General features: G+C 65.5%; 22 protein-coding genes. 19 read left to right on the top strand and 3 right to left on the bottom strand.

Annotation, left to right across the window (positions count from 1 at the left end; all coding sequences use genetic code 11):
- Positions 1-353: 353 nt before the first annotated feature.
- From DFR40_RS09825 to DFR40_RS09785, 9 genes are all read left to right on the top strand, one after another.
- Positions 354-1,223, top strand: coding sequence for an outer envelope protein (locus tag DFR40_RS09825; RefSeq protein ID WP_121458320.1), 870 nt, complete (start codon positions 354-356; stop codon positions 1,221-1,223).
- A 218-nt stretch (positions 1,224-1,441) separates the two neighbouring features.
- Positions 1,442-2,119 carry a FadR/GntR family transcriptional regulator gene (locus tag DFR40_RS09820; protein WP_121458319.1) on the top strand — a complete coding sequence of 226 codons (678 nt, stop codon included), beginning with the start codon at positions 1,442-1,444 and terminating at the stop codon, positions 2,117-2,119.
- A 25-nt stretch (positions 2,120-2,144) separates the two neighbouring features.
- Positions 2,145-2,936: a transporter substrate-binding domain-containing protein gene (locus tag DFR40_RS09815; protein ID WP_121458318.1), complete on the top strand. Its 792-nt coding sequence runs from the start codon at positions 2,145-2,147 to the stop codon at positions 2,934-2,936.
- Positions 2,937-2,980: 44 nt separating this feature from the next.
- Complete coding sequence (locus DFR40_RS09810) at positions 2,981-3,649, top strand: amino acid ABC transporter permease (RefSeq protein WP_121458317.1); 669 nt, start codon at positions 2,981-2,983, stop codon at positions 3,647-3,649.
- Positions 3,646-4,302: an amino acid ABC transporter permease gene (locus tag DFR40_RS09805; RefSeq protein ID WP_121458316.1), complete on the top strand. Its 657-nt coding sequence runs from the start codon at positions 3,646-3,648 to the stop codon at positions 4,300-4,302. Before DFR40_RS09810 ends, DFR40_RS09805 begins: the two co-directional genes overlap by 4 nt.
- Positions 4,283-5,011, top strand: a complete 729-nt coding sequence (locus tag DFR40_RS09800; protein WP_121458315.1) for an amino acid ABC transporter ATP-binding protein — start codon at positions 4,283-4,285, stop codon at positions 5,009-5,011. The genes DFR40_RS09805 and DFR40_RS09800 overlap by 20 nt, the downstream gene beginning before the upstream one ends.
- Positions 5,012-5,041: 30 nt before the next feature.
- Positions 5,042-5,890 (top strand): NADPH-dependent 7-cyano-7-deazaguanine reductase QueF, encoded by an 849-nt coding sequence (queF, locus tag DFR40_RS09795; protein WP_121458314.1) that lies wholly within the window; start codon positions 5,042-5,044, stop codon positions 5,888-5,890.
- An 84-nt stretch (positions 5,891-5,974) separates the two neighbouring features.
- Complete coding sequence (locus tag DFR40_RS09790; protein ID WP_121458313.1) at positions 5,975-7,087, top strand: ABC transporter substrate-binding protein; 1,113 nt, start codon at positions 5,975-5,977, stop codon at positions 7,085-7,087.
- Positions 7,084-9,381, top strand: coding sequence for a hybrid sensor histidine kinase/response regulator (locus tag DFR40_RS09785; protein WP_121458312.1), 2,298 nt, complete (start codon positions 7,084-7,086; stop codon positions 9,379-9,381). Before DFR40_RS09790 ends, DFR40_RS09785 begins: the two co-directional genes overlap by 4 nt.
- Here DFR40_RS09785 and DFR40_RS09780 read toward each other — a convergent pair.
- Positions 9,366-9,782 (bottom strand): hypothetical protein, encoded by a 417-nt coding sequence (locus tag DFR40_RS09780; RefSeq protein WP_147431311.1) that lies wholly within the window; start codon positions 9,780-9,782, stop codon positions 9,366-9,368. The two genes, DFR40_RS09785 and DFR40_RS09780, sit on opposite strands and share 16 nt — an antisense overlap.
- Positions 9,783-9,952: 170 nt before the next feature.
- Between DFR40_RS09780 and DFR40_RS09775 the strand changes: the two genes are divergently transcribed.
- The 8 genes from DFR40_RS09775 to DFR40_RS09740 all read left to right on the top strand — a co-directional run bounded on the left by DFR40_RS09775 (position 9,953) and on the right by DFR40_RS09740 (position 15,489).
- Positions 9,953-10,807 carry an urease accessory protein UreD gene (locus DFR40_RS09775; RefSeq protein WP_121458310.1) on the top strand — a complete coding sequence of 285 codons (855 nt, stop codon included), beginning with the start codon at positions 9,953-9,955 and terminating at the stop codon, positions 10,805-10,807.
- A gap of 10 nt (positions 10,808-10,817) precedes the next feature.
- The gene (locus DFR40_RS09770; protein WP_121458309.1) at positions 10,818-11,120 is read left to right on the top strand and encodes an urease subunit gamma; all 303 of its coding nucleotides are present in this window, start codon (positions 10,818-10,820) and stop codon (positions 11,118-11,120) included.
- A 13-nt stretch (positions 11,121-11,133) separates the two neighbouring features.
- The gene (locus DFR40_RS09765; protein WP_121458308.1) at positions 11,134-11,439 is read left to right on the top strand and encodes an urease subunit beta; all 306 of its coding nucleotides are present in this window, start codon (positions 11,134-11,136) and stop codon (positions 11,437-11,439) included.
- Positions 11,439-13,145 carry an urease subunit alpha gene (ureC, locus tag DFR40_RS09760; RefSeq protein ID WP_121458307.1) on the top strand — a complete coding sequence of 569 codons (1,707 nt, stop codon included), beginning with the start codon at positions 11,439-11,441 and terminating at the stop codon, positions 13,143-13,145. The genes DFR40_RS09765 and ureC overlap by 1 nt, the downstream gene beginning before the upstream one ends.
- A gap of 1 nt (position 13,146) precedes the next feature.
- A complete protein-coding gene (gene ureE, locus DFR40_RS09755; protein ID WP_121458306.1) occupies positions 13,147-13,686 on the top strand; it encodes an urease accessory protein UreE in 540 nt (179 codons plus the stop codon).
- Positions 13,683-14,369, top strand: coding sequence for an urease accessory protein UreF (locus tag DFR40_RS09750; protein ID WP_121458305.1), 687 nt, complete (start codon positions 13,683-13,685; stop codon positions 14,367-14,369). Before ureE ends, DFR40_RS09750 begins: the two co-directional genes overlap by 4 nt.
- Before the next feature lie 7 nt (positions 14,370-14,376).
- Entirely contained in the window at positions 14,377-14,982 is a 606-nt protein-coding gene (gene ureG, locus DFR40_RS09745; RefSeq protein ID WP_121458304.1) for an urease accessory protein UreG, read from the top strand.
- Positions 14,983-15,192: 210 nt separating this feature from the next.
- Positions 15,193-15,489 carry a hypothetical protein gene (locus DFR40_RS09740; RefSeq protein WP_211329774.1) on the top strand — a complete coding sequence of 99 codons (297 nt, stop codon included), beginning with the start codon at positions 15,193-15,195 and terminating at the stop codon, positions 15,487-15,489.
- Positions 15,490-15,504: 15 nt separating this feature from the next.
- Here DFR40_RS09740 and DFR40_RS09735 read toward each other — a convergent pair whose 3' ends face one another.
- On the bottom strand, positions 15,505-17,583 hold the full coding sequence (locus tag DFR40_RS09735) for an HD domain-containing phosphohydrolase (RefSeq protein ID WP_121458303.1): 2,079 nt from the start codon (positions 17,581-17,583) through the stop codon (positions 15,505-15,507).
- A gap of 73 nt (positions 17,584-17,656) precedes the next feature.
- A complete protein-coding gene (locus DFR40_RS09730) occupies positions 17,657-18,478 on the bottom strand; it encodes a transglutaminase-like cysteine peptidase (RefSeq protein WP_245985659.1) in 822 nt (273 codons plus the stop codon).
- Here DFR40_RS09730 and DFR40_RS09725 point away from each other — a divergent pair.
- Together DFR40_RS09725 and DFR40_RS09720 are read left to right on the top strand one after the other, a co-directional pair.
- Positions 18,443-19,741 (top strand): tetratricopeptide repeat protein, encoded by a 1,299-nt coding sequence (locus DFR40_RS09725; protein WP_121458302.1) that lies wholly within the window; start codon positions 18,443-18,445, stop codon positions 19,739-19,741. The genes DFR40_RS09730 and DFR40_RS09725 overlap by 36 nt on opposite strands.
- A gap of 207 nt (positions 19,742-19,948) precedes the next feature.
- The gene (locus tag DFR40_RS09720; RefSeq protein ID WP_121458301.1) at positions 19,949-21,403 is read left to right on the top strand and encodes a HupA family protein; all 1,455 of its coding nucleotides are present in this window, start codon (positions 19,949-19,951) and stop codon (positions 21,401-21,403) included.
- Positions 21,404-21,487 lie beyond the last annotated feature (84 nt).

Below are 21,487 nucleotides of genomic sequence, written 5' to 3'. Positions count from 1 at the left end.
GCCACAAAATAAACCATTGTTTACAAACAACTTATTTTAACTACATGAATGCCAATTGGATTTTACGAGGCACCCTCCGGCGAAAACGCATCGAGCCGCCGAAAACAGCGCATTAATTCGGTGCAAAAACCGCCGCGACGCCCTCTTCCGGTGCATTTTATTTGCATATTGCTTGTCAGATTACTCCATTATATTCAATGAGATATATGGGATGCCTTATACGTTTTTGCTGATACCGGGTATCACTCGCCGAAAGCCGCCTGCCTGTTAAATTTTGCCCCGTCGCCTCATTGCTGCCATGCAACATCGCTGGCGCCGGGCATCTCGATTCATTCATAACAGGAGGTTCAATCATGTTTTCCCGCAAATCCTCGATCATCGGCCTGGCCCTGCTCGCCGCCGGCCTCGGCGCCCAGGCGGCCGACTGGAGCGACACCTCGATCGGCTACCGCTACGGCACCTCTTTCGCCGAGCCGTTCAACGACAAGGACATCAAGAAGAACATCTTCAACCTCACGCATGCCAGCGGCTACAAGTACGGCAGCAACTATTTCAACGTCGACATGCTGATGTCCGACAATAACGATTCGCCGACGACCAACGGCATCCCCAACAAGCAAAGCCAGGCGCACGAAGTCTATGTCGTCTATCGCCACACCCTGGACTTCGGCAAGATCACCGGCAAGAGCCTGGCCGTCGGCCCCTTCCGCGGCTTCGGTTTCACCGCCGGTTTCGACTTCAACAACAAGAGCGGCGACGGCTACCAGTCGAAGAAGCGCATGCTGGTCGCCGGCCCGACGGTGATGATGGATGTCCCGGGTTTCCTCAACATCAGCCTGCTGCAACTGTGGGAAAGCAACGAACCGGCACGCGCCGTCTTCCGCAAACCGGGCCGTTATCACTACGACCCGCATCCGATGCTCAATCTGGCCTGGGGCATCCCGCTCGGCAACAGCGGCTTCTCGTTCAGCGGTTACGCCAATTTCATCGCTGCCAAGGGCGATAACGAAAACGTTGCCAAGACCAAGACCAAGGCCGAAACCAACATCGACATGGCGCTGCTCTACGACTTCAGTGGCCTGGTCGGCGCCCAGAAAAACACCTTCAAGGCTGGCGTCGGCTACCAGTACTGGAAGAACAAGTTCGGCAACGACCATAGCGCCGCCGCCGGCGACGGCGCTTTCGCCAAGACGCCGATGCTGCGCGCCGAATACCACTTCTGAGCGTCGCCAGCGGGTCGTCAATGCACCAGAAACCGGCGCATTGACGACAGGATTCACGAAAACGGGGCACCGCCGGCAGGCGGCGTCCCGTTTTTTGCATCCGGAAAAACCACTTAACAATCATTGGGATAGCCACAAGAAACCGGCATTGACAACAGCTGGCACGAAAGACGCTTAGAAGACCGCATCTGGTCTGACCGGTCTGAACTGTCAAGCACATGCCTTCCGTTTCCCACATCGCCGCCCAAACCCTGCAACGCCGCATCCTCGACGGCCACTATGCCGCCGGCGCGACACTGCCCGGCCAGCGCGAATTGTCGGAGAGCCTGGGTATCAGCCGCGCCTCGCTGCGCGAAGCGATCTCGATGCTCGAAGCCCTCGGCCTGCTGCGCGCACAGCCGGGCAAGGGCGTCTTCGTCACCAGCGGTGGCCAGGTCGCCGCGGCCGATCTGCCGGCCGGGCCGAACGCGATGCCGCCGGACGCGATCTTCCAGATGCGCTACGTCATCGAGCCGGCCAGCGCGGCCCTGACCGCCGGCCGGCGCAGCGCCGACGAACTGGCCGCCCTGCAGAACTGCCAGGCCGAAATGACGCGGGCGCTCGACAGCGGCGACCTGGTCGGCGCCGCCGACAGCGACCTGCGCTTCCACCTGGCGCTCGCCGATTTTTCCGGCAATCCGGCGCTCGCCGCGATCACCCGCCAGTTCCAGCCCCAGCTCGCCTACAGCCTGCGTCTGCCTTTTGCCGACCGCAGCCATCTCTGGCAGCCGGCCGACGAACACGCCGCCATCCTTGCTGCCGTCAGCGCCGGCGACGCCGCCGCCGCCCGCGTGGCGATGGCCAGACACCTCGACTCGGCCGCCGGCCGGGTCGGCATCCGTTTTTCCCACCCTTGACCCTTTGCCCTCCAGGAGATCGACCATGCAGAAACGCCAATTCCTCCGCAGCCTCCTCGCCACCGCGCTGATCGGCAGCGCCGCGCTGTCCGCCGGCGCCCACGCCGACGTGCTCGCCGACGCCATGAAGAACGGTGTGCTGCGCGTCGCCGTGCCACAGGACTTCCCGCCCTTCGGCACCGTCGGCCCCGACCTCAAGCCGCGCGGCTACGACATCGACGTCGCCAACCTGATCGGCCGCGAACTCAAGCTCAAGGTCGAGATCATCCCGGTCACCAGCACCAACCGCATTCCCTACCTGACCACCGGCAAGGCCGACCTGGTCATCTCCAGCCTGGGCAAGAACCCGGACCGCGAGAAGGTGATCGATTTCTCGGTCGCCTACGCCCCGTTCTTCAACGGCGTCTTCGGCCCGGCCGACGCCGTCGTCAAGAGCGCCGCCGACACCGCCGGCAAGACGCTGGGCGTCACCCGCGGCTCGGTCGAGGACCTGGAATTCAGCAAAATCGCCCCGTCGACCGTGAACATCAAGCGTTTCGAGGACAACAACGCGACCATTTCGGCCTACCTGTCCGGCCAGGTGCAACTGATCGCCACCGGCAACGTCGTCGCCGCCGCAGTCAACGAACGCACCAAGATCCGCCGCCTGGACACCAAGTTCCTGATCAAGAACTCGCCCTGCTACGTCGGTGTGAACAAGGGCGAAGCGGCGCTGCTGGCCAAGGTCAACGAGGTCATCGGCAAGCTCAAGGCCAACGGCGAACTCAACCAGGTCTCGCAACGCTGGCTGCAGGCCCCGCTGCCGGCCGGCCTCTGATCACACGCATGGCGCCGCCCGCGGGCGGCGCCGGAGGATAGCCGATGGCTTACGCATTCGATTTCGCTTCCGTGCTCGAATACCGCGAGGTACTCGTCGACGGCACCCTGAAGACGCTGGCGCTGACCGCCATCGGCACCGTCCTCGGACTCGCCGTCGGCATCCTCGGCGCGGTGTCGCGGGCCTGGAAACTGGCACCCTTCGACCGGCTGTTCGCGGTTTATGTCGAGGCGATCCGCAACACCCCCTTCCTCGTCCAGCTGTTCTTCATCTTCTTCGGCCTGCCCTCGCTCGGCGTGCAGATCAACGAATGGCAGGCGGCGATCCTCGCCGTCGTCGTCAATCTCGGCGCCTACACCACCGAGATCATCCGCGCCGGCATCGAGGCGACGCCCAAGGGCCAGATCGAGGCGGCGCAGTCGCTGGCCATGGGCCGGGCGCAGATCTTCCGCCACGTCGTCCTGCCGCCGGCGCTGCTCAAGGTCTGGCCGGCGATCTGCAGCCAGGTGGTGATCGTCATGCTCGGCACCTCGGTCTGCTCGCAGATCGCCGCCGAGGAGCTGACCTTCGCCGCCAACTTCATCCAGTCGCGCAACTTCCGCGCCTTCGAAACCTACTTCGTCGTCACCGCGATCTACTTCCTGCTCGCCATCGCCGTCCGCCAGGTGCTGATCCAGGCCGGCCAGCGACTGATCGCCCGGAGAACGAAATGAACGACATCTCGACCTGGGACATCGCCCGCAACCTGCTCGACGGCGCCTTGTGGACCATCGGCCTGTCGCTGACCGCCTTTGTCCTCGGCGGCATCGCCGGCCTGCTCCTGCTCTTCGCCCGGATCGCCAGGAACCCGCTGGCACGCCGGCTGGCGCAGGGCTACATCGAGGTCTTCCAGGGCACGCCGCTGCTGATGCAGCTGTTCATCATCTTCTTCGGCGGCAGCCTGATCGGCCTCGAAATCTCGCCATGGCTGGCCGCCGCCATCGGCCTGACGCTGTTCACCAGCGCCTACCTCGGCGAAATCTGGCGCGGCTGCGTCGAGTCGATCCCGAAAGGCCAGTGGGAAGCCTCGGCCAGCCTGGCGCTGACCCACGTCGAGCAGATGCGCTACGTGATCCTGCCGCAGGCGCTGCGCATCGCCATCGCGCCGACCGTCGGCTTCTCGGTGCAGGTGGTCAAGGGCACCGCCGTGACCTCGATCATCGGCTTCGTCGAGCTGACCAAGACCGGCTCCATGCTCGCCAACGCCACCTACCAGCCCTTCCTCGTCTTCGGCTTCGTCGCCCTCGGCTACTTCGCCCTGTGCTACCCGCTTTCTGCCTACTCCCGCATCCTCGAAAGGAAAATCCATGGCTCTCGTGCGCATTGACGCCCTGCACAAGCATTTCGGCAGCAACCACGTGCTGCGCGGCATCGACCTCGACATCGAGGAAGGCCAGGTGATCGCCCTGATCGGCCGCAGCGGTTCGGGCAAGAGCACGCTGCTGCGCACCATCAACGGCCTGGAGAGCTTCGACGAAGGCTGCATCGAGGTCGACGGCGAACGCATCCACCCGCACGAAACCGACCTGCGCGCACTGCGCCAGAAGGTCGGCATGGTCTTCCAGCAGTTCAACCTGTTCCCGCACCTGACGGTCGGCCAGAACGTCATGCTTGCCACCCGCATCGTCCGCAAGCTGGGCGACGCCGAGGCCCGCGAGCTGGCGCTGGCGATGCTCGACAAGGTCGGCCTGCGCGAGAAGTTCGACGCCTTTCCCGACCAGCTCTCCGGCGGCCAGCAGCAGCGCGTCGCGATCGCCCGGGCGCTGGCGATGCAGCCGCGCGTGCTGCTCTGCGACGAAATCACCTCGGCGCTCGACCCGGAGCTGGTCAACGAGGTGCTCGCCGTGGTCAAGACCCTCGCCGCCGAGGGCATGACGCTGATCATGGTGACGCACGAGATGCGCTTCGCCCGCGAAGTCGGCGACAAGCTGGTGTTCATGTACCAGGGCCGCATCCACGAGGCCGGCGACCCGCAGGAGCTGTTCGCCAACCCGCGCACGCCGGAGCTGGCCAGCTTCATCGGCTCGATCAACTGAACGGCGGGGTGCTCCGGTAAAATCGCGGCGATGAATCCGACCCTCGACCCCAGCACCCTTTCCCCGCTCGGCAAGCCGACCGAGTACCGCAGCGACTACGCGCCGGAACTGCTCTACCCGATCCCGCGCCAGCTCAAGCGCGCCGAGCTGGGCATCGCGGCCGGCACGCAGCCCTTCGTCGGCGCCGACATCTGGAACGCCTACGAGCTGTCCTGGCTCAACCCGCGCGGCAAACCGGTGGTCGCCGTCGGCAGCTTCCGGATTCCGGCCGACAGCCCGAACCTGATCGAATCGAAGTCGTTCAAGCTCTACCTGAACTCCTTCAACCAGACCGTCTTCGCCGACCTCGCCGCGGTCGTCACGACACTGCAGCGCGACCTCTCGGCCGCGGCCGGGGCGCCGGTGACGGCAAAAATCGAGGATTTGCGCGGTCGACCGCAAAATGTCATCGAATACCCGCAGGGCATCGCCCTCGACGAGCTCGACATCGACTGCACCGACTACCAGCCGATGCCGGAACTGTTGTCCACGGTCGACGCCCCGGAAACGGCAAAAACCGAGGAAACCCTGTATTCGCACCTGCTCAAGTCGAACTGCCTGGTCACCGGCCAGCCCGACTGGGCGATGGTGATCATCCGCTACCGCGGCCGGCCGATCGACCACGCCGGCCTGCTCCGCTACCTGGTCTCGTTCCGCAACCACAACGAGTTCCACGAGCAGTGCGTCGAGCGCATCTTCTGCGACCTGAGCCGCCGCTGCGCCCCCGAGGCGCTCTCGGTTTACGCCCGCTACACCCGGCGCGGCGGCCTCGACATCAACCCCTTCCGCAGCAGCGGCGAGTTCGCGCTGCCCGGCAACACCCGCGAAATCCGCCAGTAAACGCCGCCGACCCTGCACCAGACTGGTGCCGGCGGCGCCGGAACGCGCTAGACTGTTGGCTCGTTATCCAGGGGGGAGAGACGAGTGAAGGGTCCTTTGCGTGCGCCGCTGCTGATTGCTGGCCTGCTCGCCTTGCTGGCCGGCTGCGGCAGCGACGAGCCGGTACGCATCGGCCTGCTCGCCGGCCTCTCCGACCGCGGCTCGGATTTCGGCGAAAGCGTGCGCAACGGCGTCATCCTCGCCGTCGAGCGGCAGAACCGCGCCGGCGGCATCAACGGCCGGCCGATCGAGCTGATCGTCCGCGACGACGGCCAGGAACGCGAACAGGCGATCCGCGCCGCCGAGGAACTGATCGCCCTCAAACCCGAGATCATCATCGGCCCGGTGACCAGCTCGATGGCCAGTATCGTCGTTCCGCTGATGAACCGCGCCGGCCAGGTGATGATCAGCCCGACCGTCGCCTCGACCGACTTCCACGGCAAGGACGACAACTTCTTCCGCGTCAACCGCACCACCGGCGAAGCCGCCCGCCACCACGCAACGGTGCTCTACGAGCGCGGCGCCCGCCGCGTCGGGATCGCCTTCGACGCCTCCAACCTGCCCTACTCCGACACCTGGGTAAAAGCCTTCCGCGCCCAGTTCGAGCATCTCGGCGGCAGCGTGCCGCAAACCAGCCTGTTCGAATCGGCGGCGACGCCGAGCTTCGCCGAGGTCATCGCCCGCCTGTTGCCGGCACGACCGGACACCCTGCTCTTCGTCGCCAGCTCGCTCGACACCGCCCGCCTCTGCCAGCAGGCGCGCCGGCAGGCCCCCGGGCTGCGCCTGACCTCGACCGAATGGGCGGCCTCGGGCGAACTGCTCAGCGAGATGGGCGGCGAAGCCGTCGACGGCCTGCTGATCGCCCACGCCTACGACCGCGACGATCCCGGTGCCGCCTTCCAGGCGTTCCGCGACGGCTACCGCCAGCGCTTCCAGCGCGAGTTCGGCTCGTTCTCGCTGCTCGCCTTCGACACCGCCAATGTGGTCATCGCCGCCCTGCAGAAGCGCCGGCCGGGCGAGGACATCAAGCACGCCTTGCTCAGCTACGGCCCCTACCAGGGCGCCCAGCAGAGCATCGTTTTCGACGCCAACGGCGACACCACGCGGCAGGTGTTCTTCACCGAAATCCGCAGCGGCCGGCTGACCCAGGTCCGATGAGCGAGCGCCGGCGCCGCGAATGGCGACTCCACCTCTACCTCGGCGCCCTGCTGGCACTGACTTCGGTGCTCAGCTTCGCCATCGTCGGCTCGATCTTCCTGCTCAACCGGATCCCGCAACTCGAGGACGAGATCCGCACCCGCGCCGAGGGCGATGCCCGCGAACTCGGGCTGCGCATCGAACTGCAGCTCGGCGCGCTGCAGGAGCAACTGGCGCTGCTCGCCAATGCCGTCGAGAACGGCGGCGTCGCCGACCGCCTGCTCGACCACGCTGCGGAGAACGGCCGCAGTTTCCGCGCCCTCTACCTGATCTCGCCGCAGGGCCGGGTCAGCGCCGCCGGCCTGGCACCGAGCTACGCCCACCTGCAGGCCGAGGTGGTCGATAGCGACCTGTCGGCGGCGCCGCTGCTGCGCGAGGTCCAGCAGAAGCGGACGGCGGTGTGGAGCGACAAGTACCTGTCGCCGCTCACCGGCCTGGTCACCGTCGGCCTGGCCGTGCCGCTCGCTGACCGGCGCACGCTGATTGCCGAACTGCCGCTGTCCTACCTGCTCGACATCGGCCGCCACGGCGCCGTCGACCAGCAGCGCGCGATCTGGGTCATCGACCAGCGCGGCGAGGTGCTCGCCGACACCGAGTCGGAGACGCGGATGGGCGTCAATCTCTATTCGTCGCCGCTGCTCGCCGCCATCCTCGCCAACCAGCCGCTGCCGCGCCAGTTCGCCATCGACGGCCACAACCACTACGTCGGCGGCGCCCGCTCGGCGCAGCTCGGCTGGATCTTCATCGCCCGCCTGCCGGCCGGCCTCGAGCATCCGGAAATCCGGATGACCGTGCTCATCGTCTGCGGCGGTTTCCTGGCCTCGCTGCTGATCGGCTCGCTGCTCGCGCTCTACGGCGCCTCGCGCCTGCTGCGCCCGCTCACCGGCATCATCCGGCGCGCCGACCGGGTCGCCCGCGGCGAGGCGGTCAGCGACTGGCCACGCGGACGCATCGTCGAATTCAACCGGCTCTCGGCCAACATCGGCCGGATGGCCGACACCATCCTCGAGCGCGAGCAGAAACTGCGCGAACTCAACAGCGGCCTCGAGGCCCGCGTTGTCGAACGGACCACCGCGCTGTCGCAGGCCAAGGAAGCGGCGGAGGCCGCCAGTCTGGCCAAGAGCACCTTCCTGGCGAACATGAGCCACGAAATCCGGACACCGCTCAACGCGATCAGCGGCATGGCCCACCTGATCCGCCGCGGCGGCCTGCCGCCCGAGCAGTCGGTGCGTCTCGACAAGCTGGAAGCGGCCGGCCAGCACCTGCTCGAAGTCATCAACATGGTCCTCGACCTGTCGAAGATCGAGGCCGGCAAGCTCGAACTCGAGGAAACACCGTTCCGCCCGGGCAGCCTCTTCGAGAACGTCGCCTCGATGATCCAGGAGCGGGCGCGCGCCAAGTCGCTGGCGCTGCACACCGATTTCACCGAGTTGCCGGAACGCCTGCTCGGCGACCCGACCCGCCTGCAGCAGGCGCTGCTCAACTACGCCGGCAACGCGATCAAGTTCACCGAGCGCGGCGAAATCCGCCTGCGCGGCCTGTTGCTCGAGGATAGCGGGAACGAAGCACTGATCCGCCTGGAAGTCAGCGACACCGGCATCGGCGTCGAGCCGGCGACGCAGGCGCGGCTGTTCAAGGCCTTCGAGCAGGCCGACGCGTCGACCACGCGCAAGTACGGCGGCACCGGCCTGGGCCTGGCGATCACCGCCCGCATCGCCGAGGCGATGGGCGGCGAAGTCGGCGTCAGCAGCGTGCCCGGCGAGGGCAGCACCTTCTGGCTGACCGCCCGGCTGAAGAAACCGGCCGCCGACGCGACGGCGGCGACGCCGGCGAGCGAGGACATCGAGCTGCAGCTGCGCCGCCGCCATGCCGGCCGCCGCGTGCTGCTGGTCGAGGACGAACCGGTCAACCGCGAGATCGCGTTGATGCTGCTCGACGAGGCCGGCCTGGTCGCCGAGGCTGCCGAGGACGGCCAGGTGGCGGTGGACAAGGTGGCCGCCGGGGCTTACGACCTGGTCCTGATGGACATGCAGATGCCGCGCATGGATGGCCTCGAGGCGACCCGGCAGATCCGCCGGCTACCCGGCGGCGCGCTGCTGCCGATCGTGGCGATGACCGCCAACGCCTTCGCCGAGGACCGCGCCCGCTGCCTGGCCGCCGGCATGGACGATTTCCTGACCAAGCCGATCGACCCCGAGCGTTTCTACCGGTTGCTGCTGGAAACGCTGACCCGCCGCGCTCAGGCGCGCCAGTAGCCCATCACGTCGCTCATCCGCAACAGCTGCGGCTGCGCTGCCAGCCAGTCGCGGGCCGCTTCGACGTCGGCGTGCACCGCCACCTCGTAGGACATCGCCAGCGGCGCCATCAGGATTTTCAGGATGTTCGCGGCCAGCGTCGGCGCGCAGCCGACGAAGACGATGCGGCAGTTCGGCGTCGAGGCGCAGGCCCCGAGATGCAGCGCCGCCAGTTCGATCAGCGTGTTCTCGCCAAGCCCGGCCGGGGTTGCCGCGCTCAGGTCGTGGATGACGTAATGGACATCGTCGAAGCGGGGATCGCTCTGGATGCGGGCAACCGCGGCGAGAAACTCGGGACCGCCAATGACGCCGGAAAATCGCGCGAGCACGCCTTCCGGTTCCCACAGCAGTTCGCACGCCATCGCCCCCTCCTTGGTCAGCAGTCCGGCCGGCGCACCGGCGCCGGCAAAAAAACCATCGCGGATGCTACGCCCGATCCACCCGGCATGCACCTAGGGCAAGCCCTTGCCGGTAGTCGCCTGCGTATTGTTGCGTATTCCCGGGATGGCCCGGCTGGCCCATAATCCCGCGCATGAATTCACGCCTTCCCGATGCCGCGCCGACCTGGCAAGCCGAGCTCCACCTTGCCTTCCACCGCCAGGGCGAACGCAGCGTGCTCGGCGAGAATCGCCACCGCGGCCCGCTGCGCGTGCAGAAGGCGCTCTACCCGGAAGGCGACGGCGTCTGCCAGGCGCTGCTGCTGCACCCGCCGTCGGGGATCGCCGGCGGCGACCATTTATCGATCGGCATCACGGTCGACCGTCAGACGCACGCACAAATCACCACCCCGGGCGCCGGCAAGTGGTATCGCTCGGGCGGCGCCGAGGCATCGCAGACGGTGCGGCTCGAGGTCGGCCCCGGCGCGACGCTGGAATGGCTGCCGCAGGAGGCGATCGTTTTCGACGGCGCGCTCGCCCGCATGGAGACCCGCGTCAGCCTCGCCGCAGACGCCCGCTACCTGGGCTGGGACATCCTCTGCCTGGGGCGCGCCGCCGCCGGCGAACGTTTCACGCGCGGGCATTTTTCGCTGTTTTCGCGGGTCGACCGTGAACAGCGCCCGCTGTGGATCGAACGCGGCCGCGTCGATGGCGGCGACGCCATGCTCGCCAGCCCGGCCGGCTGGTCCGGCGCGACCGTCTGCGCGACGCTGCAGTGCAGCTTCCCGGAACTGCCGCAGCAGGCCGCCGGCCTGCTCGAGGCCTTGCGCGCCGTCGCCCCCGGCGATGGCGCAGGCCACGGCATCACCGTACTGCCGGGCATGCTGCTTGCTCGCTATCTCGGCGACAACAGCGAGGCCGCCCGGCTGTGGTGCATCGAATTATGGAAAATCCTGCGTCCGGCCTGCTGCGGCCGACCGGCCGTTTTGCCCAGAATCTGGAATACCTGAAGGAGTCGTCATGGAATTGACGCCAAGAGAAAAAGACAAGCTGCTGATCTTCACCGCCGGCCTGCTCGCCGAACGGCGCCTGGCCCGGGGCCTGAAGCTCAATTACCCGGAAGCGGTGGCGCTGATCACCTGCGCGATCATGGAAGGCGCCCGCGACGGCAAGACCGTGGCCGAACTGATGCACGCCGGGACCAAGGTGCTCAGCCGCGCCGACGTGATGGACGGCATCGCCGAGCTGATCCCGGAGATCCAGGTCGAAGCGACCTTCCCCGATGGCACCAAACTGGTGACCGTTCACCATCCGATTGTCTGATCTGGAGCACGCGATGATCCCCGGAGAACTCCTCGCCGAAGCCGGCGAACTCGAACTCAACGCCGGCCGCCCGACGATCACGCTGGTCGTCGCCAACACCGGCGACCGGCCGATCCAGGTTGGCTCGCACTACCACTTCTTTGAGACCAACGCCGGCCTGAGCTTCGACCGCGACGCCGCGCGCGGCTACCGCCTCGACATCGCCGCCGGTACCGCCGTGCGTTTCGAGCCGGGCCAGAGCCGCACCGTGCAACTGGTCGCGCTGGCTGGCGAACGCAAGGTCTACGGTTTCCGCGGCCTCGTTCAGGGAGCTTTGTAATGGCTAATAAAATCACCCGTCAGGCCTATGCCGAAATGTTCGGCCCGACCACCGGCGACCGCCTGCGCCTGGCTGACACCGAACTGATCATCGAGGTCGAGAAGGACTACACGATCTACGGCGAGGAAGTGAAATTCGGCGGCGGCAAGGTCATCCGCGACGGCATGGGCCAGAGCCAGCGGGTTTCCGCTGAAACGGTCGATACCGTGATCACCAACGCGCTGATCGTCGATGCCGTCACCGGTATCGTCAAGGCCGACATCGGCTTGAAGGACGGCCGCATCGCCGCCATCGGCAAGGCCGGCAACCCGGACATCCAGCCCGGCGTGACCATCGTCGTCGGCCCCGGCACCGAAGTCATCGCCGGCGAAGGCATGATCGTCACGGCCGGCGGCATCGACAGCCACATCCACTTCATCTGCCCGCAGCAGATCGACGAAGCGCTCTACTCCGGCGTCACCACGATGATCGGCGGCGGCACCGGCCCGGCGACCGGCACGTATGCAACGACGTGCACACCCGGCCCCTGGCACATCCACCGCATGCTCGAAGCCGCCGACGCCTTCCCGATGAACCTCGGTTTCCTCGGCAAGGGCAACGCCAGCCTGCCGGAAGCCTTGCGCGAGCAGGTCGAGGCCGGCGTCATCGGCCTCAAGCTGCACGAGGACTGGGGCACGACGCCCGCCGCCATCGACTGCTGCCTGTCGGTCGCCGACGAGATGGACGTGCAGGTCGCCATCCACACCGACACGCTCAACGAATCGGGCTTCGTCGAGGCGACGATTGGCGCCTTCAAGGGCCGCACCATCCACACCTTCCACACCGAAGGCGCCGGCGGCGGCCACGCGCCGGACATCATCAAGGCGGCTGGCCTGCCCAACGTCCTGCCCAGCTCGACCAACCCGACCATGCCGTACACGGTGAATACCATCGACGAGCATCTCGACATGCTGATGGTTTGCCACCACCTCGACCCGGCGATTGCCGAGGACGTGGCCTTCGCCGAATCGCGCATCCGCCGCGAGACGATTGCCGCCGAGGACATCCTGCACGACCTCGGTGTCTTCTCGATGATGTCTTCCGATTCGCAAGCCATGGGCCGCGTCGGCGAAGTCATCATCCGCACCTGGCAGGCGGCGCACAAGATGAAGCTGCAGCGCGGCGCCTTGCCGGAAGACAGCGCCCGCCACGACAATTTCCGGGTGAAACGCTACATCGCCAAGTACACCATCAACCCGGCGCTGACCCACGGTATCGCGCACACCGTCGGCTCGATCGAAGTCGGCAAGCTGGCTGATCTGGTGCTGTGGAAACCGGCCTTCTTCGGCGTCAAACCGTCGCTGATTTTGAAGGGCGGCATGATCGCCGCCGCCGCCATGGGCGACCCCAACGCCTCGATCCCGACGCCGCAGCCGGTGCATTACCGGCCGATGTTCGGCAGCTTCGGCAAGGCGCTGAAAACCTCGGTGACCTTCGTGTCGCAAGCAGCGCTGCAAAATCCGGCCATCAAGGCGCTTGGCCTCGCCAAACCGCTGGTCGCCGTCTCCGGCACGCGCACGCTGACCAAGACCGACATGGTGCACAACGGCGCCACGCCGGAAATCACCGTCGATCCCGAAACCTACGTGGTCAAGGCGGACGGCGTGCACCTCGTCTGCGAGCCGGCCACCGAACTGCCGCTGGCGCAACGTTACTTCCTGTTCTGACATGCTCATCCTCAACCAACGCACGCAACAAGCCGCCACCGACTCGGTGGCGCTCGCCTACGACGAACGCAAGCGCAGCCGCCTCAAGGTCAAGCTCGCTTCCGGCACCGAAGCCGGCATTTTTCTTGAGCGCGGCGACCACCTGCACGGCGGCGACAAGCTGGCGGCGGAAGACGGTTCGGCCGTCGTCGAAATCCTCGCCGCGCCGGAAAGGTTGATCGAGGCCGTCGCCGACAGCCCGCTGCTGTTCGCCCGCGCTGCTTACCATCTCGGTAACCGGCACGTCCCGGTGCAGATCCTGCCGACCGAAAACGGCGGCAAGCTGCGCTTCCAGACCGACCACGTGCTGGCCGACATGGCGCGCGGCCTTGGTTGCGCGATCAGCGAAACGGAAGCCCCGTTCCAGCCGGAATCCGGCGCGTATGGGGCACATGGCGGGCACCATCACCACGGCGACGAGCCCGAACACGCCGACCTGCACAACCCCGGTCACGGTCCACACCGCTCGGTACCGAAAATCCACGAGTTCAAGCCGCGTTGACCGCTTCCCTGCAACTCGCCCGCCTGCTGCAGCTGGCCAGTCCGGCGCTGCCGGTCGGCGCCTACACCTATTCGCAAGGCCTGGAATGGGCGGTCGAATCCGGCGTCATCCGCGACGAGGCAAGCGCCGGCCGCTGGATCGCCGACCTGCTCGCGCATGGCATCGGCCGCTACGAGGCGCCGCTGGTTTTTGCCCTGATCGCGGCGTGGACCGTCAACGACCGCGACGAAATCGCCCGCCTCAACGGCGAATTCCTGGCCAGCCGCGAATCCGCCGAGCTGCGCGCGGAAACCGCCCAGATGGGCTTTTCGCTGCACCGGCTGGTGCGCGACCTGCGCGACCCGGCGCTCGCCGATGTCGAAGCGACGCTGGCCGGACTCGACGAGATCGCCTTCCCGACCGGCTGGGCCGGCCTCGCCGCGAGCTGGCGGATAGACCCGGAAGCGGCCCTGACCGCCTACCTCTGGGCCTGGGCCGAAAACCAGGTGATGGCCGCGCTGAAGGCGGTGCCGCTCGGCCAGGCCAGCGGCCAGCGCCTGCTCGCCGAACTCGGCGGGCGCATCCCGGCGGTGGCTGCCGCTGCGCTGACACTGCCGGAAAGCGCCTGGTCGAACTTCACCCCGGCCTTCGCCATCGCCTGCGCCCGCCACGAAACCCAGTATTCCCGTCTCTTCAGATCCTAGGAAAAACATGAGCAAACAAGCATTGCGCGTCGGCATCGGCGGCCCCGTCGGTTCCGGCAAGACCGCCCTGACCCTGGCGCTGTGCCAGGCCCTGCGCGACAAGATCGACATGGCCGTGGTGACCAACGACATCTACACCGCCGAGGATGCCAAGTTCCTGGTCAATCACTCGGCGCTAGCGCCCGAGCGCATCATCGGCGTCGAGACCGGCGGCTGCCCGCACACCGCCATCCGCGAGGACGCCTCGATCAACCTGGAAGCGGTCGACCGCCTGCAACGCGCCTTTCCCGGCGTCGAGCTGGTCCTCGTCGAATCCGGCGGCGACAACCTGGCGGCGACCTTCTCGCCGGAGCTCTCCGACCTGACCATCTACGTCATCGACGTCGCCGCCGGCGAGAAGATCCCGCGCAAGGGCGGCCCCGGCATCACCAAGTCCGACCTGCTGGTGATCAACAAGATCGACCTGGCGCCGCTGGTCGGCGCCTCGCTCGATGTCATGGCGCACGATGCCAAGGCGCAGCGCGGCGAACGGCCTTTCGTGTTTTCCAACCTGAAGACTGGTGAGGGACTGGAGACGATCATCGCCTTCATCCGCGAGCGCGGCATGCTCTGATCCGGCTGCGGCAGCGCACCAATTTCGCCCGAAAGGCGCGCCTGCCGCACCAGTCGCTGGCGTCGAAACGCACCGCCATTTCGCGAGCAAACTGCAAAAAACTGATTTTCAAGGCATTTTTTGCAGCGCAACATCCGGCACGATTCTCGCTACCTTGCAGTTCAGCCCCGACCCCAACGGGACGCTGCAACGACGAGGAGAAAACGCCGCATGGACAACAAGATGGAAATGGCCCAGCTGCTCGCCCGCTTCAAACTGCAGGTCAAGCGCGCGCTCGGCGAGACGGTCGATCTCGAGCGCCTGACCCGCGACCCGGCCTACGCCCGCCAGCGCCTCAACGAAATCGAGGAAGCTGCCGCCGACGAGGATCTGCTGGTCATGGTCCTGCGCCTGCGCGACCACTTGCTGCCGGTCGGCCAGCCGGCGGCAATTTCACCGTCGACCGGTGAAGAACGGCAAAAACCGCAGGAAACCCGCAATTACCTGATGGGCGCCCGCGCCTGGTAAGGCGCGTGCAGACGCTCAGGCCGGATCGCGCGGCGCCGGCGCCGACCAGTCGATCCACTCCGGCCGGTTCTCGGCGACATGGAACAGGGCCGCGACGACGTGGCGGTCATAGCGCACGCCGGCATCGCGCAGCAGCAGGCCGAGCGTTTCCTCGAGCGAGACCCCGGCGCGGTAGGAGCGCGCGCTGACCATCGCGACGAAGGCATTGGCCACGGCCAGGATGCGCCCCTCGAGACACAGCGCGTCGCCCGCCAGCCCGGCCGGATAGCCGCTGCCATCGAGGTACTCGTTCTTCTGCGCGACGATGTCGAGGACCGGCCCGTCGAAATCGATGTCACTGAGCACGTCGAGCGTCAGCTGGACGTGCGACTGCACCTGCTTCTGCTCGTCGGCCGACAGCGTCTCCGCCTTGGTCAGCAGTTCGCGCGGCAGGAAGATCTTGCCCAGGTTGGCCAGGCGCGCCGCCATGTCGAGGCGCTCGAGCGCCGCCGCCGGCAGCTCGAGCTCGCGCCCGACCGCGGTCGCGACCAGCGCGGTGCGCATCGAATGCTCGGCGCAGTAGGGGTCGTGGCGATCAACGATCGAAGTCAGCGCCGCCACCAGTTGCTGCATCAGCCGCTGCCGGCGGGACTGCTCGCGCTGCGCCTCGGTCATGTCGCGAACGATGCACAGCACCGACGCCGACGCCGTCGCCCCGACGATCGGCAGCACCGTGCAGTACATCGTCCGGGCGACGCCCTGAAGTTCGATCTCGAGCATCCGCGACACCGGCTGCCCGCTGGCCGCGCTGTCGGCCAGCAGGGCCGCCAGGCTGGTCGCCGCGGCCGGACCGATGATGCTCGACAGGGTCTTGCCGGCAAGCGTCTCGGCATGACCGCCGACGGCAAGCGCAAAGGCCTGGTTGCTGAAACCGAGACGACCGTCGTCAAGGGTGAAGATCAGATCGGGACTGCCGTCGATGACGCTCTGCATCAGCGCCGACTGGTGCGACAGCTGCCGCGTCTTTGCCTCGAGCGCCGCCGCCGATGCCCGCGCCCGTACCGACGAACCGTGCCACCAGGCAGCCACCAGCGCGCAGCCGAGCAGCAACGAAGCGAGCGAGAAGGCCGTCAGCAGGAAGCGGCGATGGTCCTGCGACTCGCGCAGCGCCTCGCCGGCATCGACCGCGCTGAGCAGCACCCATGGTGCCGCGCGCAGCGCCCGGCTGACCGCCAGGACCTCGCGCCCGGCATGATCGCTGCCGCTGAAGAAGCCGCCGACGGCTTCGATCGCGGCGCTTTCGACGAGACCGCCGGCGGTCGCCGGCAGACGCCGGCGCAAGGGCTGGGCGCCGTCGGCCGTCGGCGAGACGAAAACCAGCTCGGCCCCGTCCTTGCGCAGCAGCACGGTTTCCTCGTGCGCCGCCAGACCGCCGCGCCGCTTGAGCAAAGGGAACAGCTCGTCGCGCACCCGCTTGACCCCGGCCACCGCCCCCAGCGGCCGGGCACCGCCGGTCATCTGGACCGGGAAGACCGGCGCAACGAAGCCGATCACCAGTTCGCCCCGGCCATTCTCGTAGACATCGCGCAACTGCGGCTTGCCGTCCTTGATCGCCGCCAGCATCGAAGTGCGCAGCGTGTCGTCGAGCCGGAAGCCGGAGGTCTCGACCAGCGGCCGGCCGGCTGAATCGACGACGACGATGCCGGAATCGAGAGCCCGGTCGATGTTGGCCTGGACCTTGCCCTGAGTGCCACCGGAAAACAGCGCGCGCTCAGCCGTCGCCTCGACCAGGTTGCGCAGGTAGGCCGCCTGCGCTGCGTTGCCCTCGCCGTCACCGGCCCCGGCGGCCTGCGCAGCATCAAGCTGGGAGACGTAGAAGCGCAGCGAGGCATTGTCCGCCAGCTCCTGCATCACCGCGGCCTGGACCTCGAGCCAGCGCTCGACATCCTGCTGCCGGCTGTCGGCGAGAACACCGAGCATGCTTTCCCAGGCACGCAGGTCACGCTGCCGGGCCCGGTCGACGAAGGACGAAATCGACAGGGCGCCGATCGCAAAGATCAGGATGAACCCCAGCAATGCGGGAATCAGCTGTTTTCTTGGCAGGGTTTGGCTCATGGTTGTTCCTTCGGATGCACGGAATCGTCAAGGGTTGGGACAGGGCTGCAAAAACGGATGGCGGAAACCGGCTTCATGGCAGGTGCATCCACCAGTATTGTTCGTTGACCGAAAAGACGGGCAGGTAGTGGGCGACCTTGCGGTGCGAGACGACATCCCGAATCTGGTTGTCGAGCACGATGATATCGTCCTGCACGCGCAAAGCGAGCACAGCATGCGGAATGCGCAGGTTGGTATCCTGCACGACGACGACGCGCAGCACCTCGGCCGGCACCCCGAGTTGTCGCAACGAGAAATACTTGATGATCGCGTAGTCCTCGCAATCGCCGCCCAGCGTCAGGAACTCGCGCGGTATCGCCCAGTAGTCGGACCGGCCATAGTTGTCCTGATCGAGCACGTAGCGAAAGCGATTGGCGAACTCGTTGACCGCCAGTACCTGCTCGCGCAGGCCACGTCCCTGCAGCGATGCGATCAGGCTCTGCCATTCCGGCACCCGGCACAGGTTGACCGGACAATTCTGCGGCGCCGCCATATCCACCGCATGGCGCTGCATCACCGAAACCCATTGCGGGAACATCCCGAAACCTTCGTTTCGCCGTTCCTTGTAGCCGAACAGACCTGCAACGTCTGACTGATCAACCGCCAGAGTGGCAAGCGAAAAACACAGGAAGAAAAGGCCGAGAAATCCACGTCCCGCCCACACAGCAAGGCGGCACGAGGCAGAAAAAACACAAGGCGGCCGCCGCAAGAAAAAGCGGCAGACAGAATTCACTTCCGCCGCCCACATCGTCATATAATAAATTTCTTTTAATTCAATGGAACATGCGGAAACGATTCCGCGCTTCGGGGGAAACGATACATGATCAAAGCAAAAACCGGAAACGGCGGCGGCCACGGCAAACTCGTGCTCGCATCGCTGGCGTTGGCATTGCTGCCTCCGCTGGCCCAGGGCGAGGAAAGCGCCACGACAGCCGATACCGAACGTTTGTTCAAGCAAGGCATCTTCCTGCGCGAGCAAGCAAAGATTTACAGTTCGATCGAAGCGCTGGAAACCGTTCTCAGCAACAACCCTACCCTGCAACGTGCCCGCCTGGAACTGGCTGTCGCTTATTTCCGCGCACTTGACTATGCGCGTGCAACGGCCGAAGCCCAACGCGTACTGGACGATCCCAAAACCCCAGACAACGTCCGCCTCGCAGTACTTGCCTTCATGGCCCAGATCAAACGCGACGAGGTTGCGTTGTCGGCCAAACCGCACAACTGGAATTTCAGTTTCGATGCAGGATTGCAATACGATACCAACGTCAATGTCGGCCCGAGTTCCACGACACTGCCCGGTGGACTGGTCCTGAACCCTGGCTCGAAACCCCGTAGTGATTGGGCTGGCATGACGCAGATCAGCGCCATCCACACCTATAACTCCCCCTTCGTCGTCCGCATCGGCGAAAGCCCGACCCGCTTCATCTGGCAGAGCAGCGCCTCGCTATATCACAAAGGCTATTTCAGGGAAGACGATTTCAACCTGACCGCAGTGACCCTGGCCACCGGCCCCGGCTGGATTGCACCGAATCAGTGGCGCGGCAAGGTCAATTTCCAGGTTGACGAGCTGGCCTTGGGTGACAACCGCCTCGGCACTTTCTACTCGGTTTCGCCAACCATGACATTCCTGCACAAAAACGGCGAAATCAACATCGAAGCTCTCGCCATGCACAAAAACTTCGTGCGCACGGTAGACCAAGGTCGTGATGCCGACTTCTTCTCGGCCGGCGCATCTTATGGACACATCTTCCTGCAAGGCAAGCTTGCCGCCCAGATCGGCGCCAAGGGATTCAGCGAAAATGCAGAAACGCTGCGCTTCGACAACAAGGGCTGGGAAGCTTTTGCCGGCGCCAATGCTTCAGCCTGGGAAAAAGGCGGCGTCTACGCCCGTTATACCTACCGCAAGGCCAAATTCAAGGGGGAGGAACCAGTATTCGGTATCGCCCGCAAGGAATCGGAACAGCGACTGGAAATCGGGCTGACCCATACATTCAGTGAAGGACTACTGAAAGACTGGAAATTCTCCGGTAACTGGCAGCGTACCGACACCGACTCGAATGTCGATATCTACACCTACGCTCGCGAAGTCACCGGCTTCAGTCTTTCCCGCATGTTCTGAAGCTGAGACACTTACCAAAAACGGCCCCAGGAGGGGCCGTTTTTTATTGCGGATACAGCCAACCGAACTAAACTGGAAGCGAACCCCCCGGAAAGATGCAGACAACTGCACTTAAGTACAATTGCCCGCCTCTCCTCGCCTCCGTAAGATGATCTCATAATTTATGCGTTTGCCCTTGCCCGCCAGACACCCACCTGAGGAGCCATCATGAAAAACACCAAGACACTCATCGCTGCAGCCATTTCGGCAATCCTCAGCGCCTCGCTGGCGCAGGCTGCCACCTTCAATGAGGACGACTGGAAGCGCACCCGCTCGTATGCAAACGTTACGGTTGCCGATGATTCCGTTGATCAATGGGGGCCGTGGTCAGCCTTTGTCGAGCCTGCCGCCGGCGGTCCGACCATAAATCCTTTGGCATTCATCGGAGGCGGCAATTCGGCCCCCTACCGAACCCTGCCGGAAGTCCAAAGCCCGACGCTCTCCAATGACAACTTCTGTGGCACCGGCAACTGGTGCGGCTATGCCATCTACTCAAGCAACAGCGACTCGCCAAAGAGAGCCCTTGTCAGCGAGGAAGGCCCGTCGAGCAACTACGCTGCCGGCGAGTTTGCGATGACCCTGACGCCGACGCCGCGAGAAGAACTCCCTGCTTTCGCCAAGTTCATGTTCGACGAAGGCGGCGAGGGTTACGCCCCGGACTACCCCGGTACGGCATCGTGGAAGTTGCGCACGCTCGACGGGACCACCGAGGTCGCATCTTCAGGCCCGCTCAACGCCTATTTTGGCGGCGGCTCCTACAATCTTGCCGAATACGGGCAGCGTCTGGTCTGGATTCCCGGCCGCGGTTTCCGCTGGGTTCCTTATCAGATCGTTGGCGAAGGCCAGCGCTACGACAACCGGGATGACGGCCTGCACCATTTTGACGCCTGGGGAAGCGGCGAAAACGGCTACGCCTTCGCCTCCGGATTTTCCCATAATCGCAAGGCCGATGAAGCAAGCTCGTATATTCCGGACACCTCGATGGTCGTAGGCTACATTCCGGTGCCGACCCGCCACGGCTGGGACTGGTACCCGATCGTCAAGAAAGTTTCCCCCTTTACCGATGCCATCCGCTATTCCGACGAAAATGTCGCAGTTGGCCGGATTGCTGCCTACACCTACGGCGGCGGCGGCGAGTCGGAGATGGAACGTCGCCCGATGATGAACGGAATTGAAGGCTACTACGTCGCCGGCCTGGAAACCTCGCAAGAGCAACTGAGCGCCCTGCGGGCAAACAACATCACCGCCTCCTATCTGGGCGGCAGCTATGACGGGAATCGTCAGGGCTACGTCGCGATGCAGGTGAAATTCGGTGACGCCACCTGGAACGGCAGCTGGTATGGCGGGCATGACGCCCAGGCGATGAACTTCAATGCCTCGGGCACCATCAGTGGCTCGAAGATCAGTTCGAACAACATTTCTGCCAGCCAGTTCAATCAAAGCGGAACCAGCTACCAGGGTTCGGTCAATGGCCGGATTTATGGCAGCGACGCCGCCTCGATCGGTGGTGTCTCCAGCGTGCAGAAGGTGGTCAGCGAGCAGGTGGTGCAAACCCAGAACGCCCTCTTCCTGGTCAACAAGGTTGCGCCGGTCGTGACGCCATCGCAAACCGGCAACAAGTAAGACCAGCTTGCTCCGGAAAAGGCGCCTGCGGGCGCCTTTTTCTTTGCTGCTCAGCGAAGGCGGGAGCGGCAGGTATAATCCGCC

The organism is Azonexus fungiphilus (genome assembly GCF_003634965.1).
Classification (GTDB): domain Bacteria; phylum Pseudomonadota; class Gammaproteobacteria; order Burkholderiales; family Rhodocyclaceae; genus Azonexus; species Azonexus fungiphilus.
Note: the sequence above shows the minus strand (reverse complement) of the source record. Positions and strands in the feature narration are given on the sequence as shown.

Bases quoted from the DNA above. Each gene is read 5' to 3' on its own strand.
- DFR40_RS09820 (WP_121458319.1), top strand. From the start codon at position 1,442: ATGCCTTCCGTTTCCCACATCGCCGCCCAAACCCTGCAACGCCGCATC.
- ureG (WP_121458304.1), top strand. From the start codon at position 14,377: ATGAGCAAACAAGCATTGCGCGTCGGCATCGGCGGCCCCGTCGGTTCC.
- DFR40_RS09740 (WP_211329774.1), top strand. From the start codon at position 15,193: ATGGACAACAAGATGGAAATGGCCCAGCTGCTCGCCCGCTTCAAACTG.
- DFR40_RS09825 (WP_121458320.1), top strand. From the start codon at position 354: ATGTTTTCCCGCAAATCCTCGATCATCGGCCTGGCCCTGCTCGCCGCC.
- DFR40_RS09765 (WP_121458308.1), top strand. From the start codon at position 11,134: ATGATCCCCGGAGAACTCCTCGCCGAAGCCGGCGAACTCGAACTCAAC.
- DFR40_RS09810 (WP_121458317.1), top strand. From the start codon at position 2,981: ATGGCTTACGCATTCGATTTCGCTTCCGTGCTCGAATACCGCGAGGTA.
- DFR40_RS09720 (WP_121458301.1), top strand. From the start codon at position 19,949: ATGAAAAACACCAAGACACTCATCGCTGCAGCCATTTCGGCAATCCTC.
- DFR40_RS09725 (WP_121458302.1), top strand. From the start codon at position 18,443: ATGATCAAAGCAAAAACCGGAAACGGCGGCGGCCACGGCAAACTCGTG.
- DFR40_RS09805 (WP_121458316.1), top strand. From the start codon at position 3,646: ATGAACGACATCTCGACCTGGGACATCGCCCGCAACCTGCTCGACGGC.
- ureE (WP_121458306.1), top strand. From the start codon at position 13,147: ATGCTCATCCTCAACCAACGCACGCAACAAGCCGCCACCGACTCGGTG.
- DFR40_RS09775 (WP_121458310.1), top strand. From the start codon at position 9,953: ATGAATTCACGCCTTCCCGATGCCGCGCCGACCTGGCAAGCCGAGCTC.
- DFR40_RS09770 (WP_121458309.1), top strand. From the start codon at position 10,818: ATGGAATTGACGCCAAGAGAAAAAGACAAGCTGCTGATCTTCACCGCC.
- DFR40_RS09735 (WP_121458303.1), bottom strand. From the start codon at position 17,583: ATGAGCCAAACCCTGCCAAGAAAACAGCTGATTCCCGCATTGCTGGGG.
- DFR40_RS09800 (WP_121458315.1), top strand. From the start codon at position 4,283: ATGGCTCTCGTGCGCATTGACGCCCTGCACAAGCATTTCGGCAGCAAC.
- DFR40_RS09815 (WP_121458318.1), top strand. From the start codon at position 2,145: ATGCAGAAACGCCAATTCCTCCGCAGCCTCCTCGCCACCGCGCTGATC.
- DFR40_RS09780 (WP_147431311.1), bottom strand. From the start codon at position 9,782: ATGGCGTGCGAACTGCTGTGGGAACCGGAAGGCGTGCTCGCGCGATTT.
- DFR40_RS09785 (WP_121458312.1), top strand. From the start codon at position 7,084: ATGAGCGAGCGCCGGCGCCGCGAATGGCGACTCCACCTCTACCTCGGC.
- ureC (WP_121458307.1), top strand. From the start codon at position 11,439: ATGGCTAATAAAATCACCCGTCAGGCCTATGCCGAAATGTTCGGCCCG.
- queF (WP_121458314.1), top strand. From the start codon at position 5,042: ATGAATCCGACCCTCGACCCCAGCACCCTTTCCCCGCTCGGCAAGCCG.